Raw genomic sequence first — 14,410 nt, forward strand, 5'->3', positions numbered from 1 at the left:
CACATCCGGAAACCGCTGCCGCGGGCGTAGCCAGTAAGGGCTGCCCGCCGCAGCGGACACCCCCTGCCGGCTGACGTGCGGAGCTAACCCCCGGCCACGGACTGGATGACCAGCACTTCCTGGCCCGGGGCCACCTCCGTGTCCAGGCCCTGCAGCCGGCGCACCTCGTCTCCGCCCACGTAGACATTCACGAAGCGCCGCAGCGCGCCCGTCTCGTCGCGGAGCCGCCGCGCGAGAACCGCGAAGTCCGAAGTCACCGCATCCAGCAGCTTTCCCACCGTTACCGGCCCCTCGGCGGGCGCAGTCAGGACCGACTGCCCGCCGGCCAGCGGCTGCAGGATGCTGGGGAGCACCACCGTGATGTCCCGCGCGTTGTCAGCCACCGGCGATCACGGCTGCCCGGACACACAGCACGTCCGGGAGGTGGGACACCACTTCCTGGAACACCTCACCCTCGTCCGCGCTGGCATAGACGCTTCCGCCGCGGGTGCCGAAGTAGACCCCTGCCGGTTCCGCTGTGTCCACGGAGGCAGCATCACGCAGCACGCTGTTGTACTCACGCGTGGGCAGGCCGTCGCTGAGCCTCTTCCAGGTGCTGCCGGCGTCATCCGTGCGGTGGACTGCCAGTTCGCCGTCCGGCGGGATGCGCTCTCCGTCGGCCTTGAGCGGAACTACCCACGCCGTGCCTTCGCGGCGGGGATGGGTCAGCATCACGAACCCGAAATCGGCGGGCAGGCCCTCCGCTATGGAGTTCCAGTTCTCCGCATTGTCATCCGTGCGGTAGACGCCATGGTGGTTCTGGGCGTACAGGCGCCCGTCGACGGCGGCATCCGCCGCGATCTTGTGCACGCACTGGCCGAACTCCGGGTTGGGGTCGGGCATGAAGTAGGCGGAAATGCCGCGGTTGCGCGGCTCCCAGGAGGTGCCGCCGTCGAGCGACCTGTACACGCCGCCCGTGCTCATGGCTACATGGACCGTCTCCCCCGCCGGATGGACCACGATGGAGTGCGCGGCGGCGCCGCCGTACCCGGCACCCCACTCGCTGCGGTGGGGATGGTCCCAGAGCCCCCGGTTCAGTTCGAAGTGTTCACCGCCGTCCGTGGACTTCCACACAGAAATGGGTTCCGCTCCTGCCCAGACGACGCCCGGACGGGACGCTGCATCCGGGTAGATCTGCCAGATGCGCTCCAGCGCCGCGCCGGTGTCCTCCGGGAACCTGACAGCGCCCTGCTCCGGCTCGGACCAGCTGGCCCCCAGGTCATCGGAGTGCGCAATGGTGGGCCCCCAATGCTCGCTGCGGACCCCAACCATGATCCGGGTCCGGCCTTCCCGGGTATCTATCCCGATGCTGGGGATCTCACTCATCAGGAAATGCGGGCCGGTGAAGGACCATTGGCGCCGGTCCTGGCTCGTGGCAAGCCACAAGCCCTTTTTGGTCCCGATCGCCAAGACAAAACTCTCTGCGGTTGCCATGCCCACCATGCAACCACCGCCCACAGCAGCCCGCAACGCTTTTCTTGCCGCCGGGCAGGCCTGCCGAGCTGCTAGTCCACGAACTCCGACTGGGTTTCAATGAAATCCCAGTCAGCGGCCGTGAGGACTGCCGCAGGATTCTCCGGATGCGGACCGCCGGCCTCCGCGATCCCCTGGAGCACCGGAAGGGGCAATTCCTCGGCCCGGAGGTTTTCCCGCAGCCATTCCTTGCTGGCCAGGTCCAGGTCCAGCCACCACATGAAGATTTCCATGGCTCTACGCTCCTTTACGTGTGCTTCAACGTTAGGCCCGGCCGCATCCGCGGACAAGATACTCCCCCGGCAGGCAGGTAGCCAAGACAGGTAGTCCCTCGCTGATGCGGGTACCCGCAAGTAACCATGTCGGCGGAGGGCGGCAAAAGACGAGTACCCCCTACTCAGGACTGCGCGGGGGCCGTCCGCCTAGCCTGAAAACTCACGCAAGCTGACCGTGTTGCTGGGGCAATCGGCGCAAGCCCTGTCCCTCCTCAGCATGGTCCGTTTCACCATCAAAAAACCTGGGGAGAAGACAATGAAACGTACCTTAGCCACACTGGGGGTGGTGGGACTGGGTTTGATCAGCCTCACGGCCCCTGCCCTGGCCGCAGATGGCATCAACGTTTGTCACAAGAACGGGTGCGTGGCACCATCCGTCGTGCAGCTGGTCGACGCTGCCGGCAACGGGGGAACCGGGAACGGCGGCGGCGGCAACAACGGCGGCGGCAACAACGACGGCGGCGGCAACAACGGCGGCGGCAACAACGACGGCGGCGGCAACAACGGCAACGACGGCGGCGGCAACGGCAACGACGGCGGCAACAACGGCGGCGGCAACAACGACGGCGGCGGCGGCGGCAACGGCGGCGGCAACGGCAACGACGGCGGCGGCGGCAACGGCGGCGGCGGCAACGGCGGCGGCGGCGGCAACGGCGGCGGCAACGGCAACGGCGGCGGCAACGGCGGCGGCAACGGCGGCGGCAACGGCGGCGGCAACGGCGGCGGCAACGGCGGCGGCAACAACGGCGGCAACGGCAACGGCGGCGGCAACAACGGCGGCGGCAACGGCGGCAACGGCGGCGGCAACAACGACGGCGGCGGCGGCGGCGGCGGCGGCAACAACGACGGCGGCGGCGGCGGCGGCAACAACGACGGCGGCGGCGGCGGCGGCAACAACGACGGCGAAACCGGTAACGACGGAACCGGCGGAACCGGTAACGGCGGTAATGGCGGCAACGGAGAAACCGGTGGTACCGCTGTAATTCCCGCGCAGTCTTCGGCAGCACAGCCGGCGGCACGCACCGGTGTTCCGGCAGCAGCCTCTACCAGCCTCGGCACCAACCAGGGCTACAACGCACAGACCGCCGTGGGCGGCGCCGAAGGTTCGCCCGCCTGGCTTGGCGGACTGGGCGCACTGGCAGCAGCAGGAGCGGCAGTAGCAGTGCGCCGCCGGTCCGGCGCCACCAACTGACAAGACAGCCCACGCCGCGCCACGCGGCCATCGACAAGGAAGGCGTCCCGCCAGTGCCCGGCGGGGCGCCTTCCTTCCTTCACCACCGCAAATATGCAAGGAGCATCATGGCCGAAGCCCGCAGGCAGCACGCGGCAGACACAAAACGTCCCCGGTGGCGCTTGAACCGCGCAGATCTGGCCATCCTCCTGTGCGGCGTGCTGGCCTTCCTCTCCATCACCTTTGGTGCACCCCTGGTCAACCACCCACACCCCGCCTCGGCGGGCGGCATGCTGGGGTCGGCTGTCACCGGATCCGCCGCAGGTGTCATTCCACCAGCCGCGCCCGTTACCCCAGTGGTGACGGAGACGACGGCGGCGGCAGCGGCCCCTGCCGATCCTCCCACCAGCGCTGCCCCAGGGCCTGCGCTGCCCGAGGCCTCAGAACCCCGGCGCATCCGGTACCCGTCCGCAGGCTTTGACGTTCCCGTCCACCCCCTCGAACTGGACAGCGCCGCGCAGTCGAGCCAGACCATCGTGCCGCCCACCACGAAAGACGGCTATTGGCTGACCCCTTTCGGAATCCCAGGCAAAGGCTCGGCCAACACCACCTACGTCATCGGCCATAGCTGGGACGGCGCGGAAGCACCGTTCAACCATTTGAGTTCTGCGGCCGCCGTGGGCGACGGGTTCGAGGTGGACACCGACACAGGCACCATCACCTACCGGGTGGACAACATCACCACCTACGTGAAGTCCAGCCTGAAGGACAGCCCCATCTGGGAGATCGTGCCCAACCGCCTGGTCCTCATCAGCTGCTACACGGAGGATCCCTGGGGGAAAAACGTGGTTGTGACCGCCTCACCTGCGGTTCCTTAGCGGCGGGCCACCCGGCTCCCCTGTGCAGCGGCCTTCCGCGTGGCGGACAATGAGCTATGACGTCTGATCGATTCAACGGCGTGGCCCCACTCCTGGTGGGCATCATGCCCAGGCAGCATCCCGAAGTCCTGCAGACTGCCGCAGCCCTTGCCGCACAGCTGGGCGCCCCGCTGGTCTGCGCATACGTGGACGAGGCCAGTTACCTCGTGGAGTGGGACCCTGCGCGGTCCGCCCACCGGCTGTCCCTCCATCCGGACGCGGATGACCAGGAGATCCGGTCCGTGACATCGGACCTCACGGCAGTCATAGAAGCCGCGGTGGCAGAGGTGCCTGCTGGAGAAGGCAGCGTCCAGTGGACATTGCGGACATTGGCGGGAGATCCGGCCCGCGCCCTTTCGCAGCTTGCTGCGGAAACCAATGCACCGATGATTATCGTGGGCACCTCGGAGCGGGGGTTCTCGCACCGCCTCGCGGAGGCCCTGAACGGATCCGTGGGCGCGTGGCTCAGCCACCACCAAAGCAGGCCCGTCCTGGTGGTTCCCTACCGGATGCCCGCCCATGAGGACAGGCCCTAGCCGCTCCAGCCCACCGTCTTCGCGCCCCCACTGGAGCCTCCGATAATAAACCGAAAGTAGTTATTCGGGGTGCTGGCGGTCCGCCCTACCAGCCCGTAAGCTGGTTCAAGCAAGCCCGTTCCAATGCCAGTTCTCATCGCATGGATGCCGGATTTGCCCAAGAGCTGCTCCGGAGTGCGTATCCCCCAATAACGCACTCCGGAGCTTTTTTGTGCCTTCTTGTGCCCGGCGACGCCCGGGCAAGGAATACCCCCAGGGGGTACTTGATTGGATACCCGGGAGGGGTATACGATCGTCCCATGAACAGCACGGAAGAGTCGGTGGCCACCGAGCCCGGGACTACGCACCTGCCGCCGCACGGCTACACCGGCAATAAGGACGCATACCTTCGCAGGCTCAAGCGCATCGAAGGGCAGGTTCGCGGGATTGCCCGGATGGTGGACGAGGACAAGTACTGCATCGACATCCTCACCCAGGTTTCGGCCGTCACCAAGGCCCTGCACGCAGTAAGCCTTGGCCTGATGGAAGAACACATCGGCCACTGCGTGGTGGGCGCCGCCGCCGAGCCGGACCCGGAAGCACGCGCGGAAGCCATCGACGCGAAAGTCAAGGAAGCGGCGGACGCCATCGGCCGTCTACTTCGCTGACCCGCCAAAACCCCAACCCCGCGCCGGCCACCGCCGGCAAACCCTTAAGGAGCCAGCCATGAGCACCACCTCCCCCACCACCACCACGGTCAACGTGTCCGGAATGACCTGCGGCCACTGCGTCTCCGCCGTCAGCGAAGAACTGGAAGCGCTGGCAGGCGTTGAAGAAGTCGACGTCGAACTGAACGCCGGGGGTATTTCCACGGTGACCATCACCTCCAGCGGGGAACTCTCCCCTTCTGAGATTGGCGAGGCAGTGGCGGAGGCCGGCTACCTGGTCGTCGCCAACGAAGCCTAGAACACCACTGACACGGGGAGCCGCATGAGCAACCAGGACCTTCTCCACCAGCCCGGCACACGGGTGGTGGAGCTCGACATTGAAGGCATGACGTGCGCCTCCTGCGTCAACCGGGTGGAGAAGAAACTCGGCAAGCTGGACGGTGTCCATGCCACCGTGAACCTGCCGCTCGAATCAGCCCACGTGACCGTCCCGGCCGGCGTTACGGACCAGCAGCTCGTGGACACCGTCAACGCGGCCGGTTACAAGGCGAAAGTCAGTACGCCGCGCTACCCGACCCACGGCGACGCCGCCCTGCTCCGCCCGCGGCTGGTCCTGGCAGCAATCCTGACCGTCCCGGTCTTCGTTATTTCCATGGTCCCCGCGGCCCAGTTCCCGCATTGGGGGTGGGCCGCGGCGCTCCTGGCACTGCCGGTGGTAACCTGGGCGGCCTGGCCGTTCCACCGCGCCGCGGTTGTCAATGCGCGGCACCTGGCTTCCACCATGGACACCCTGGTGTCCATCGGCGTGACGGCCGCCTACCTCTTCTCCGCCGGGCAACTGCTGGTGGATCCGCGGATGACCGAACACCCGGGGATGGAAGGCATGGACGCCGGCGGCCTCTACTTTGAGGTGGCGGCCGTCGTCACCACCTTCCTGCTCCTTGGCCGCTACTTGGAGGCCAACGCCAAGCAGAAGGCCGGCGACGCCCTGCAGGCCCTGCTCAACCTGGGCGCAAAGGATGCCACCATCCTGCGCGGTGGCGCGGAACAGCGGATCCCGGCAGACCAGCTCCAGGTGGACGACGTCCTGGTGGTCCGGCCCGGCGAAAAGATAGCCACCGACGGCGTGGTGGCAGACGGAATTTCTGCCGTCGACGCTTCCCTGGTCACCGGTGAATCGGTGCCGGTGGAGGTGGGCCCCGGCAGCCGCGTTACGGGTGCCACCATCAACACTTCCGGCCGCCTCCTGGTGCGCGCCACCCGCGTCGGCTCCGAAACGACCCTCGCCCACATGGCGCGCCTCGTATCCCAGGCGCAGACCGGCAAAGCGCCCATAGCCCGCCTTGCGGACCGCATCAGTGCCGTGTTCGTTCCGGTGGTCCTGGGGATCGCCGCGCTGACGTTCGCCCTGTGGCTCGTCTTCACGGGACCGGACCTCAGCAGTGTGGACCTGCGCTCGGCCTTTACCGCCGCCGTCGCAGTCCTGGTGATTGCCTGCCCGTGCGCCCTGGGGCTTGCCACGCCGGTTGGCCTCCTGACTGGAACCGGGCGCGGCGCCCAACTGGGCATCCTCATCAAGGGGCCACAGGTCCTGGAGGACACCCGGACCGTGGATACCATCCTGCTGGACAAGACGGGCACCGTAACCACCGGCGTCCTTGCGGTGGACGGGACGCTTGCCTTCGAGGGTTTCGAGGCGGGTGGCGTGCTGCGGCTGGCCGGCGCAGTGGAGGCGGCATCCGAGCATCCGGTGGCACGGGCCATCGCGGCGGCCGCCAACGCGGACAGCCGGAAGATGCAAACAGCGGACGACGACGGCGCGTTGCCGCCCGTGCAGGGCTTCCGTTCCGCCCCCGGCGGCGGCGTGTCGGGAACCGTTGAGGGCAGGCTGGTGGTCGCCGGCCGCACCGGCTGGCTGCAGCAGAACGGCATCACCATTGGGCAGGAGCAGCGCGCCGCACTGGCGGGGGCGGAAGCCACGGGTGCCACCGCCATTTGGGTTGCAGTGGACGGCGCCGTTGCCGGAATCATCAGCCTGCGCGACACCGTCAAGGAAGGGTCCGCCGCCGCCGTCGCTCGCTTGAAGGCGCTGGGCCTGCGCCCCATCCTGCTCACGGGTGACAACGCGGCCGTCGCCGCCCAGGTGGCCGCCGCCGTCGGGATTGGCAAGGAAGACGTTTACGCCGGAATCCTGCCGGAAGGGAAGGTCGAGGCAGTGCGCAGGCTGCAAGCCGGCGGCGCCACCGTGGCCATGGCCGGAGACGGCGTCAATGATGCGGCCGCCTTGGCCCAGGCGGACCTGGGGATCGCCATGGGCTCCGGCACGGACGTGGCCATCAAGGCGGCGGACCTGACCGTGATGGGCAACGACCTCGCCCAGGTGGCGCAGGCCATCGAGCTCTCCCGGAAGACCCTGGCCACCATCAAGACCAACCTGTTCTGGGCATTCTTCTATAACGCCGTCGGCATCCCCGTGGCTGCGCTCGGCCTGCTAAACCCGATGATCGCCGGTGCCGCGATGGCCGCAAGTTCGGTCCTGGTGGTGGCCAACTCGCTGCGGCTGCGGGGCTTCGGCAAGCCACCGTCAGGGAGGTAGGCCAGGACCTCAGGCCGCGCCGTACCGCACGGCGGCGCGGGCCTTGGCCTTGGCCGCCTCGGTTTCGCGGTCCTTGGGAGGCGCCTGGGACACCAGCGAGTCAAGGAGGTGCTGCGTGATGTGGGCGATCTCGTGGACTGCCTCCTCAAAGGCTTCCTGGTTGGCCTTGGACGGCTTGGTACTGCCGCTGACTTTCCGGACGTACTGCAGCGCGGCGGCATGGACCTCCTCGGACGTGGCGTGCGGCTCGAAGTTGTGGAGGGTTCGGATATTCCGGCACATACAGCCATGCTAGGCTCTGGATCGCCTGCGATCGACCCCCTTCCGCAGCCCGCAAGGGCTGCCTTTCATGGGGAGTCCGGCATGGGCAGGGGTGCCCATCGACACTGTTTTGCGGGCCGGGGTAGGTTTTAGGCAATGGATCTTCCGGATGAGCCGGGGGGCCGCGGGGGATGCCGACCTGGTTCGGATCCACGATCTAACAAGGAGAAACCAATGGCCATGTGGGGTGCAGACGTTCAGCAGCTTCGTCAGCTGGGCAGCAAGCTTCAGGAGGGCGCGTCACAGATCGAGACGCAGAAGTCCAATCTCACCAGCTTGCTGAACAGCACCAACTGGAAGGGACCGGACGCGGACAAGTTCCGCGAGGAGTGGTCCGGGACCCACACCACCCAGCTGACCAAGGTGGCCGAAGCACTGAAGGAAGCCAGCACCCGCGCAAAGCGGAACGCCGACCAGCAGGAACAGGCTTCCAACTAGGCACCGCCTCGAGGCAACCTTCAATGGAAGCCAACGCACGGAGGGCCCGGACACCAGTCCGGGCCCTCCGTTCTTAAGGAACAGGCTCGACCTTAAGGAACAGGCTCGACGTCGTTCGCATGTTCCAGCGGAGACGCCCCCTTGGACGGCTCCTTGCCGCGCCCTTCGGCTGACGCCGGCGCAGGACCGCGGAGTTCGTCGAGCCGGACCAGGATGACGCCGCCGACGATCAGCGCGCCGCCGACGAGCTGGATGGCGCCCGGAAGCTCACCAAGAAGCAGCCAGGCCCAGATGACGGCGAAGAGGACTTCGGTCAGCGAGACAAAGGACGCCACCTTCGAACCGAGCGCCCGCGCGGCCATGATTCCGGACACGTAGGCCAGCACGGTTGCCAGGAGCACAAGGCCCGCCAGTGACACCCACCAGGGTGTGACCCACGGGCCCAGCCTGGTGTCGGCAGTGCTGAAGGCCATGGGCAGCAGGCCGGTGGCGGCGGAAAGCCACATCACGGCCGCGCCTACCAGCAGGCCCCCGGAGGCCAGGACGATGGGCGGCAGGGAGTCATTCTCCTTGGCCGTGATGAAGAAATACATGGCCAGGCAGACGGCGGCCGCAATACCCCAGAGGACACCAATGACGTCGACCTTCACGGCACCGGTGAGGTCCAGGACGAGGACCAGGCCGGCCAGGGAGAGCAGCGTGCCGCCAAACGTCAGGACACGCGGCTGCTTCCGGCTGGCACCCCACAGCCACAGCACAATGATGACCGGAGCCAAGTATTCAAGCAGGAGTGCCACCCCCACGGAGAGCCTGGCCACAGCATTGAAGTAGAAAAGCTGGCAGGCCGCGACGCCGATTAGCCCGAAAAGCAGGATGGTCACCCAGTTGTCCCGCAGCTGGTGCCATCGTCCCCTCAGGGCGGGAAAAGCGGGCACGGCGAGGATCAGCGCTGCACCCGTGAGCCTGGCAGTGACGGCAGCTCCCGGGGACCATCCTGTTTCCAGGAGCGCCTTGGCGAAGGACCCGGAGAGTCCGAAGACGGCGGAGGAGAACAAGGCTACGCCCAGGCCGGAGGCGAGGAAGTTCAGCCTGCCTGCGGACACGGGGCGGGGCGCGCGGTTGCTCGCAGCAGACATTGGGCCGCTCCTGTCAGGAGTAAAGTGGGGTTATGGTCATGACAGTACGGGACGGCGTTGTAAGGAGTCAAGATGGTTTTTGCCCCTGACACTGAGGTGGCGCTGCGGACGGTGGTGAACCTGGTCAATTCGGCGGCAAACGGGACCGAAGCACTCGCCACCCAGGCGGACCTGGACCGCTTCCTGGCGGCTGAGGGTTTCACCGGATCCCGCACCAGGGATGAAGAGGAGCTGGAAAGCGTCCGGCAGTTGCGCCAACAGCTCGCGGAACTGTGGACGGCGGATGAAGACGCAGCCGTCGGCACGGTGAACCGGCTCCTGCGCGAGGCGCGCGCGCTGCCCCAACTGGTCAAGCACGACGACTGGGACTGGCACCTGCACGCCACCACACCGGAAGCCCCGCTGGTGGACAGAATGAGCACGGAGGCCGCGATGGCGCTGGCGGACGTCATCCGCGGCAAGGAAATGGACCGGATGCGGACCTGCGAATCAGAGGACTGCGACGCTGCCGTGCTGGATCTCAGCCGGAACCGGTCAAAGCGGTATTGCGACACCGGCAATTGCGCCAACCGCGCGCATGTGGCGGCCTACCGGGCCCGGCAGGCGGCCTCCGGCTAGCGGCCCGGGGTGTCCGGGTGTTCAGGACCGTCGGCGGAAGCGGGCGGCTCCTGCGCGCCCGGGGCACCGAAGCCGTGGGAGGGCTTCCGGGCCGAACTGAGGTTCACGCCGGAACCCTTGCCCAGGTGCTCAGCATTTTCCTTGTAGCTCATGGAGAGCATCGCGGCAACCACCAGGGTGACAATGAAGGCGATGCCGGCAGCAGTGAAGGCGAGGTCGAAACGGGGTGTCCGCGCACTGCCTCCGGAGGCAAAGATGACGACGGCAAAGAACGCTATTACGGCCCAGAACGCGGAGAACATCAGGGGCCCCTTCACCGAGGTCCGCAGCCTGCGCGGTTTTCCTGGATGCTGGTCTGCCACGGTGGTTCCTCCCTGCAGGCGGCGCGCCGGCCGGCCTGTTTTAAGTATTGCGGTGGTTTGCCCGGCGAATTTTCTACAAGGAGTAGAACCGCGCTTACCTAGTTTACGGCTTCCCGGAGGTGCGGCCGGCATCGTGCCGAAGCGTCAGGCCTGAAAGTACCCACAACATGCCGGAAATAATCGCTCCGCCACCAACAACCCCCAGCAGGGCGTGGGCACCCAGTCCGATAAAGAACGGCAGTACGGCTGCGGTGCCAAGGCCGATGGCTCCGGAGGTGATCCAGTCCCGGGACAGGACATGCCGGCCGCGCAGCTTCAGCCCGCAGAGCAGCTCAAGCGCTCCGGCCACACCAAGCCCCACGGCACCCACTACGCCAAACAACAGGTCCCCGTGCAGCATCACCAGGGAAAGCCCGGCACCGGCCAGCACTGCGCCCGCCGCCGAGAGCAGCTTGCCCGGAGCGGAATCACGCTGGAAGCCTGCGGCCTGGATGCCCCGGAGGAGGAGAAGGCCGGTGGCTAAAAGATACAGTCCCCCGGCCCAGCCCATGACCCCCACGGAGGGGGCGGCCCAGAAGATGGTGACTGCGCCGAAAACCAGCGCTGCCGCCGAACGGAGCAGGACCGGCTGCCAGAGGTCTGGCCGGGGGGCGGTTCCGGGGGCGGTGCCTGCGGGTGTCCTTGGTTGCGTCACCGGTCCAGTTTAGTGGCGCCGGTGCGGTGGCAGAACTCCGGGCCCGATCACGCTGCTGCTACCCGGAACCGAGCACCATCCACCGGTCTGACCGGGCACGCAGGCCGAGGGTAAGGGCGCGCGCCGCCATGTAGCCGAGGGCGAAGGCGGCCCATAGCCAGCCCAGGCCTGCGGCGCCCGATACGCCCAGCACGGCCACGGCCGTCAACAGCGGCACATAGACGGCGAGGTTCAGCACCCCGGCCAGGGCAAGGTACTTTGCGTCCCCGGCGCCGATCAGCACCCCGTCCAGCACAAAGACGTAGCCGGCAATGGGCTGGCCCGCGGCGAGCACCCAGAGGGCAATGGCCAGAACCGACTGCACCTCGGGATCGGACGTGAAAAGGGCACCGGCCCAGGGGGCCGCGATGGCCAGGAGCATGCCCGTCACCACGCCAAAGCCCAGTCCCCAGCGGATCATGGTGCCGGTCAGGAGGCGCGCCCTGGCGGCATTTGACGCGCCGAGCTCCTTGCCGATCAGGGCCTGGGCGGCGATGGCCAGCGCATCCAGGGCGAAGGCCAGGAAGGAAAAAATGGTCATTGCCAGCTGGTGGGCTGCGAGGTTGACCGCCCCTTGTGCAGTGACCACCAGCACCGTGGCCAGGATCGCGATCCGGAGGCTCAGGGTGCGCAGCATCAGCCAGGACCCCACCCGCGTCATGCTGCGGATGCCCCGCCAGCTTGGGAGCAGGCCCACCCCGTTGCCCACTGCGTTCCGCCTGACGATGTACAGGTAGACGCCCGCCATGGCCCATTGGGCCACGCTGGTTCCCACCGCGGATCCGGTCACGGACCAGCCCAGCCCGTAGACCAGCCACAGGTTCAGGACGATGTTGAGGCCAAAGCCTGCCGTGGCCACCACCAGCGGGGTCCGGGTGTCCTGAAGGCCCCGGAGGAGGCCCGTGCCGGCAAAAATAAGAAGCATGGCAACCAGGCCGGGCATGGACCAGCGGAGGTAGTCGACGGCGAAGGTCCGCACCTCACCTTCGGCCCCGAGCAGGCCGATCAGCGGGTCCGCGGCAAGGAACCCGGCCACCGCCAGGACTGTGCCCAGCATCAGTGCCAGCCAAACGCCGTCGCGCCCGGCCGCGAGGGCCTTGCCCAGCTGGCCGTCACCGATGGCACGGGCAACGGCCGGGGTGGTGGAGTAGGCCAGGAAGACCATTAGGCCGACGGCGGTGTGCAGCACCGCCGAGGCGAGTCCGACGCCAGCCAGCTGGGCCACGCCCAGGTGGCCCACAATTGCCGAGTCGGCGAGCAGGAACAGCGGTTCGGCCACCAGCGCACCGAAGGCGGGAACGGCCAGCCGGAGGATCTCCCGGTTCTTCCCCCGGGATTGCGTGGCGGTGGCGGGGGACGGTAAGGACGGCACGAAACCAGCCTAATCTGCCACCCGCGGTCAGGCGTATGGGACGGCTCCCGCCCATGACAAGGAACACATTGTGACGCAGTTAGTTGACACTTCAACTATCCGCCGCGAGACTGGAACTCATGAACCAGTCACGACTTACCACCACCGCCATCACCGCCCTCCGCATCATCCTGGGTTTCCTCTTTGCCGCCCACGGCTGGCAGAAGTTCAGTGAATGGACCATCGCCGGCACCCAGGCCTCGTTCGCCAAGATGGGCGTTCCGGCAGCGGAAATTGCAGCGCCCACGGTTGCCGTCCTTGAGTTCGCTGGCGGAATCGCCCTAATCCTGGGCGTCCTGACCCGCGTGGTTGCAGCCCTCCTGGCCCTGGACATGCTGGGCGCCCTGTTCCTGGTACACGCCTCCGCCGGAGTTTTTGCCGCCAACGGCGGGTATGAGCTGGTGCTGCTCCTCGCCGCAGCAGCCTTCGCCCTGGCCCTCACGGGCGCCGGACGCCTGTCTGTGGACCGGGCCCTGTTTGGCCGCAGCAACTCCAAACTGGCCGTCCTGGCCTAAGCGGCACCCCGGCCACAGCCGGGAAGCGGTCGACGGCGGGTGCGCACTCCGGTGCGCACCCGCCGTCGGCCGTTAAGGCCTTAGTGTGGTCGCTGCAACAGCCCTTCCGCCCGCCCGAACAGTGCCGTGTCGCCGGAAAACTGCGGGGCCGCCGTTCCGGAACGCCGCGCCGGGAACTCTCCGGCGTTTCCGGCGCCGGACCCGACTGCTGGGTAACCCAGTGGCGTCAGTATGATCGCAGCATGACTGACTCCGGCGCCGCCAACTCCGTTACCCTCCGCTTCCTGGCCGCCCCCATGGACGTGGGACACAGCGGCTCCGTGGACGCCGGCACCGTGCTCGAGTGGGTGGACAAGGCCGCGTACGCTGCCGCGGTGGGCTGGGCGAAGTCCTACTGCGTGACCGCCTACGTGGGAAACATCCATTTCGCCGACCCCGTCAACAGCGGCGACATGGTGGAAGTGGAGGCCACCATCGTCTACACCGGTCGGTCCTCGATGCATATCCGCACGGTGGTGTCCTCCGGGGATCCGAAGGGCGGCCCGGCCACCATGCGAAGCCAGTGCATGGTGATCTTCGTGGCCGTGGGTGAGGACGGAAAACCCATCCCGGTGCAGCAGTACCAGCCCGTCACGGCGGAGGAAATCGAGCAACGGGACCACGCCTTGGCCCGGATCAAGGTACGGGAACAGATAGTCGAAGCCATGAACCGCCAGGAATATACCGATGCGGGCACGGCCGAACGGGTGACCCTCCGCTTCATGGCTGCGCCCACGGACGTGAACTGGGGCGGAAAAGTGCACGGCGGGATCGTCATGAAGTGGATCGATGAGGCCGCGTACGTCTGCGCCTCACGGTACTGCGGCATGGACACGGTGGCCGTCTTCTCCGGCGGCGTCCGGTTCTACCGGCCGCTGCTGATCGGCCACGTGGTGGAGGTGGAAGCCCGCCTGGTGTACACGGGAACGAAGGGCATGCACATCGCAGTCCACGTCCGCTCCGGCGATCCCAAGAGCCGCGACATGAACCTCACCACCTACTGCCTGACGGTAATGGTGGCGCGCGACGCCGAAGGCAACTCCGTGCCTGTCCCTGCCTGGGTGCCAGTCAGCGAGGAGGACAAGCGGCTGCACGCCCACGCGCGCGAGTTGCTTGAGATCAGGGGCACCGCCCCGGGCAACCGCCTGCCGAACCACCTGCTGGCACAGGGCTAAGCCTCTCC

Annotated in this window: 18 protein-coding genes; 10 read left to right on the forward strand and 8 right to left on the reverse strand. The window is 67.4% G+C overall.

What is annotated here, in order from left to right; genetic code table 11:
- Window positions 1-83: 83 nt before the first annotated feature.
- The 3 genes from KTR40_RS18665 to KTR40_RS18675 all read right to left on the reverse strand — a co-directional run bounded on the left by KTR40_RS18665 (window position 84) and on the right by KTR40_RS18675 (window position 1,745).
- Complete coding sequence (locus tag KTR40_RS18665; protein ID WP_139030985.1) at window positions 84-383, reverse strand: MoaD/ThiS family protein; 300 nt, start codon at window positions 381-383, stop codon at window positions 84-86.
- Complete coding sequence (locus KTR40_RS18670) at window positions 376-1,482, reverse strand: exo-alpha-sialidase (RefSeq protein WP_228404762.1); 1,107 nt, start codon at window positions 1,480-1,482, stop codon at window positions 376-378. Before KTR40_RS18670 ends, KTR40_RS18665 begins: the two co-directional genes overlap by 8 nt.
- A gap of 62 nt (window positions 1,483-1,544) precedes the next feature.
- Window positions 1,545-1,745, reverse strand: a complete 201-nt coding sequence (locus KTR40_RS18675; RefSeq protein ID WP_139030987.1) for a hypothetical protein — start codon at window positions 1,743-1,745, stop codon at window positions 1,545-1,547.
- 298 nt (window positions 1,746-2,043) lie between these two features.
- Here KTR40_RS18675 and KTR40_RS18680 point away from each other — a divergent pair, with 298 nt between their 5' ends.
- The 6 genes from KTR40_RS18680 (at window position 2,044) to KTR40_RS18705 (ending at window position 7,654) form a co-directional block, all read left to right on the forward strand.
- A complete protein-coding gene (locus KTR40_RS18680; RefSeq protein WP_228404764.1) occupies window positions 2,044-2,979 on the forward strand; it encodes a hypothetical protein in 936 nt (311 codons plus the stop codon).
- 107 nt (window positions 2,980-3,086) lie between these two features.
- Window positions 3,087-3,836: a class F sortase gene (locus KTR40_RS18685; protein ID WP_228404766.1), complete on the forward strand. Its 750-nt coding sequence runs from the start codon at window positions 3,087-3,089 to the stop codon at window positions 3,834-3,836.
- A gap of 56 nt (window positions 3,837-3,892) precedes the next feature.
- Complete coding sequence (locus KTR40_RS18690; RefSeq protein WP_228404768.1) at window positions 3,893-4,411, forward strand: universal stress protein; 519 nt, start codon at window positions 3,893-3,895, stop codon at window positions 4,409-4,411.
- Window positions 4,412-4,710: 299 nt separating this feature from the next.
- Complete coding sequence (locus tag KTR40_RS18695; RefSeq protein WP_228404769.1) at window positions 4,711-5,058, forward strand: metal-sensitive transcriptional regulator; 348 nt, start codon at window positions 4,711-4,713, stop codon at window positions 5,056-5,058.
- A gap of 58 nt (window positions 5,059-5,116) precedes the next feature.
- Window positions 5,117-5,356, forward strand: coding sequence for a heavy-metal-associated domain-containing protein (locus tag KTR40_RS18700; RefSeq protein ID WP_139030991.1), 240 nt, complete (start codon window positions 5,117-5,119; stop codon window positions 5,354-5,356).
- A gap of 24 nt (window positions 5,357-5,380) precedes the next feature.
- Window positions 5,381-7,654: a cation-translocating P-type ATPase gene (locus KTR40_RS18705; protein WP_139030992.1), complete on the forward strand. Its 2,274-nt coding sequence runs from the start codon at window positions 5,381-5,383 to the stop codon at window positions 7,652-7,654.
- Between the two features lie 9 nt (window positions 7,655-7,663).
- Here the strand turns inward: KTR40_RS18705 and KTR40_RS18710 are convergent, their stop codons facing one another.
- Window positions 7,664-7,936 (reverse strand): DUF2277 domain-containing protein, encoded by a 273-nt coding sequence (locus KTR40_RS18710; RefSeq protein WP_079598081.1) that lies wholly within the window; start codon window positions 7,934-7,936, stop codon window positions 7,664-7,666.
- A gap of 213 nt (window positions 7,937-8,149) precedes the next feature.
- Between KTR40_RS18710 and KTR40_RS18715 the strand changes: the two genes are divergently transcribed.
- On the forward strand, window positions 8,150-8,413 hold the full coding sequence (locus tag KTR40_RS18715; RefSeq protein WP_104999494.1) for a WXG100 family type VII secretion target: 264 nt from the start codon (window positions 8,150-8,152) through the stop codon (window positions 8,411-8,413).
- Window positions 8,414-8,505: 92 nt separating this feature from the next.
- Here the strand turns inward: KTR40_RS18715 and KTR40_RS18720 are convergent, their stop codons facing one another.
- Window positions 8,506-9,549 (reverse strand): DMT family transporter, encoded by a 1,044-nt coding sequence (locus tag KTR40_RS18720; protein WP_139030993.1) that lies wholly within the window; start codon window positions 9,547-9,549, stop codon window positions 8,506-8,508.
- A 72-nt stretch (window positions 9,550-9,621) separates the two neighbouring features.
- Here KTR40_RS18720 and KTR40_RS18725 point away from each other — a divergent pair, with 72 nt between their 5' ends.
- Window positions 9,622-10,167: an ABATE domain-containing protein gene (locus KTR40_RS18725; RefSeq protein ID WP_139030994.1), complete on the forward strand. Its 546-nt coding sequence runs from the start codon at window positions 9,622-9,624 to the stop codon at window positions 10,165-10,167.
- On the opposite strand, the gene KTR40_RS18730 is transcribed toward KTR40_RS18725, so the two are convergent.
- The 3 genes from KTR40_RS18730 to KTR40_RS18740 all read right to left on the reverse strand — a co-directional run bounded on the left by KTR40_RS18730 (window position 10,164) and on the right by KTR40_RS18740 (window position 12,634).
- The gene (locus tag KTR40_RS18730) at window positions 10,164-10,529 is read right to left on the reverse strand and encodes a hypothetical protein (protein ID WP_139030995.1); all 366 of its coding nucleotides are present in this window, start codon (window positions 10,527-10,529) and stop codon (window positions 10,164-10,166) included. The genes KTR40_RS18725 and KTR40_RS18730 overlap by 4 nt on opposite strands.
- Before the next feature lie 103 nt (window positions 10,530-10,632).
- Entirely contained in the window at window positions 10,633-11,223 is a 591-nt protein-coding gene (locus KTR40_RS18735) for a hypothetical protein (RefSeq protein ID WP_228404771.1), read from the reverse strand.
- A gap of 58 nt (window positions 11,224-11,281) precedes the next feature.
- Entirely contained in the window at window positions 11,282-12,634 is a 1,353-nt protein-coding gene (locus tag KTR40_RS18740; RefSeq protein ID WP_228404773.1) for an MATE family efflux transporter, read from the reverse strand.
- 119 nt (window positions 12,635-12,753) lie between these two features.
- On the opposite strand from KTR40_RS18740, the gene KTR40_RS18745 reads away from it, so the two are divergent.
- Window positions 12,754-13,188, forward strand: a complete 435-nt coding sequence (locus tag KTR40_RS18745) for a DoxX family protein (protein ID WP_139030998.1) — start codon at window positions 12,754-12,756, stop codon at window positions 13,186-13,188.
- 242 nt (window positions 13,189-13,430) lie between these two features.
- Window positions 13,431-14,402, forward strand: a complete 972-nt coding sequence (locus KTR40_RS18750; RefSeq protein WP_139030999.1) for an acyl-CoA thioesterase — start codon at window positions 13,431-13,433, stop codon at window positions 14,400-14,402.
- The last annotated feature ends 8 nt before the right edge of the window (window positions 14,403-14,410 follow it).

Source organism: Pseudarthrobacter sp. L1SW (assembly GCF_020809045.1).
In the GTDB taxonomy this organism is placed as follows: domain Bacteria; phylum Actinomycetota; class Actinomycetes; order Actinomycetales; family Micrococcaceae; genus Arthrobacter.

Coding starts and splice junctions, on each gene's coding strand:
- KTR40_RS18715 (WP_104999494.1), top strand. CDS start 8,150: ATGGCCATGTGGGGTGCAGACGTTCAGCAGCTTCGTCAGCTGGGCAGC.
- KTR40_RS18690 (WP_228404768.1), top strand. CDS start 3,893: ATGACGTCTGATCGATTCAACGGCGTGGCCCCACTCCTGGTGGGCATC.
- KTR40_RS18710 (WP_079598081.1), bottom strand. CDS start 7,936: ATGTGCCGGAATATCCGAACCCTCCACAACTTCGAGCCGCACGCCACG.
- KTR40_RS18700 (WP_139030991.1), top strand. CDS start 5,117: ATGAGCACCACCTCCCCCACCACCACCACGGTCAACGTGTCCGGAATG.
- KTR40_RS18695 (WP_228404769.1), top strand. CDS start 4,711: ATGAACAGCACGGAAGAGTCGGTGGCCACCGAGCCCGGGACTACGCAC.
- KTR40_RS18685 (WP_228404766.1), top strand. CDS start 3,087: ATGGCCGAAGCCCGCAGGCAGCACGCGGCAGACACAAAACGTCCCCGG.
- KTR40_RS18725 (WP_139030994.1), top strand. CDS start 9,622: ATGGTTTTTGCCCCTGACACTGAGGTGGCGCTGCGGACGGTGGTGAAC.
- KTR40_RS18720 (WP_139030993.1), bottom strand. CDS start 9,549: ATGTCTGCTGCGAGCAACCGCGCGCCCCGCCCCGTGTCCGCAGGCAGG.
- KTR40_RS18680 (WP_228404764.1), top strand. CDS start 2,044: ATGAAACGTACCTTAGCCACACTGGGGGTGGTGGGACTGGGTTTGATC.
- KTR40_RS18670 (WP_228404762.1), bottom strand. CDS start 1,482: ATGGTGGGCATGGCAACCGCAGAGAGTTTTGTCTTGGCGATCGGGACC.
- KTR40_RS18750 (WP_139030999.1), top strand. CDS start 13,431: ATGACTGACTCCGGCGCCGCCAACTCCGTTACCCTCCGCTTCCTGGCC.
- KTR40_RS18675 (WP_139030987.1), bottom strand. CDS start 1,745: ATGGAAATCTTCATGTGGTGGCTGGACCTGGACCTGGCCAGCAAGGAA.
- KTR40_RS18745 (WP_139030998.1), top strand. CDS start 12,754: ATGAACCAGTCACGACTTACCACCACCGCCATCACCGCCCTCCGCATC.
- KTR40_RS18705 (WP_139030992.1), top strand. CDS start 5,381: ATGAGCAACCAGGACCTTCTCCACCAGCCCGGCACACGGGTGGTGGAG.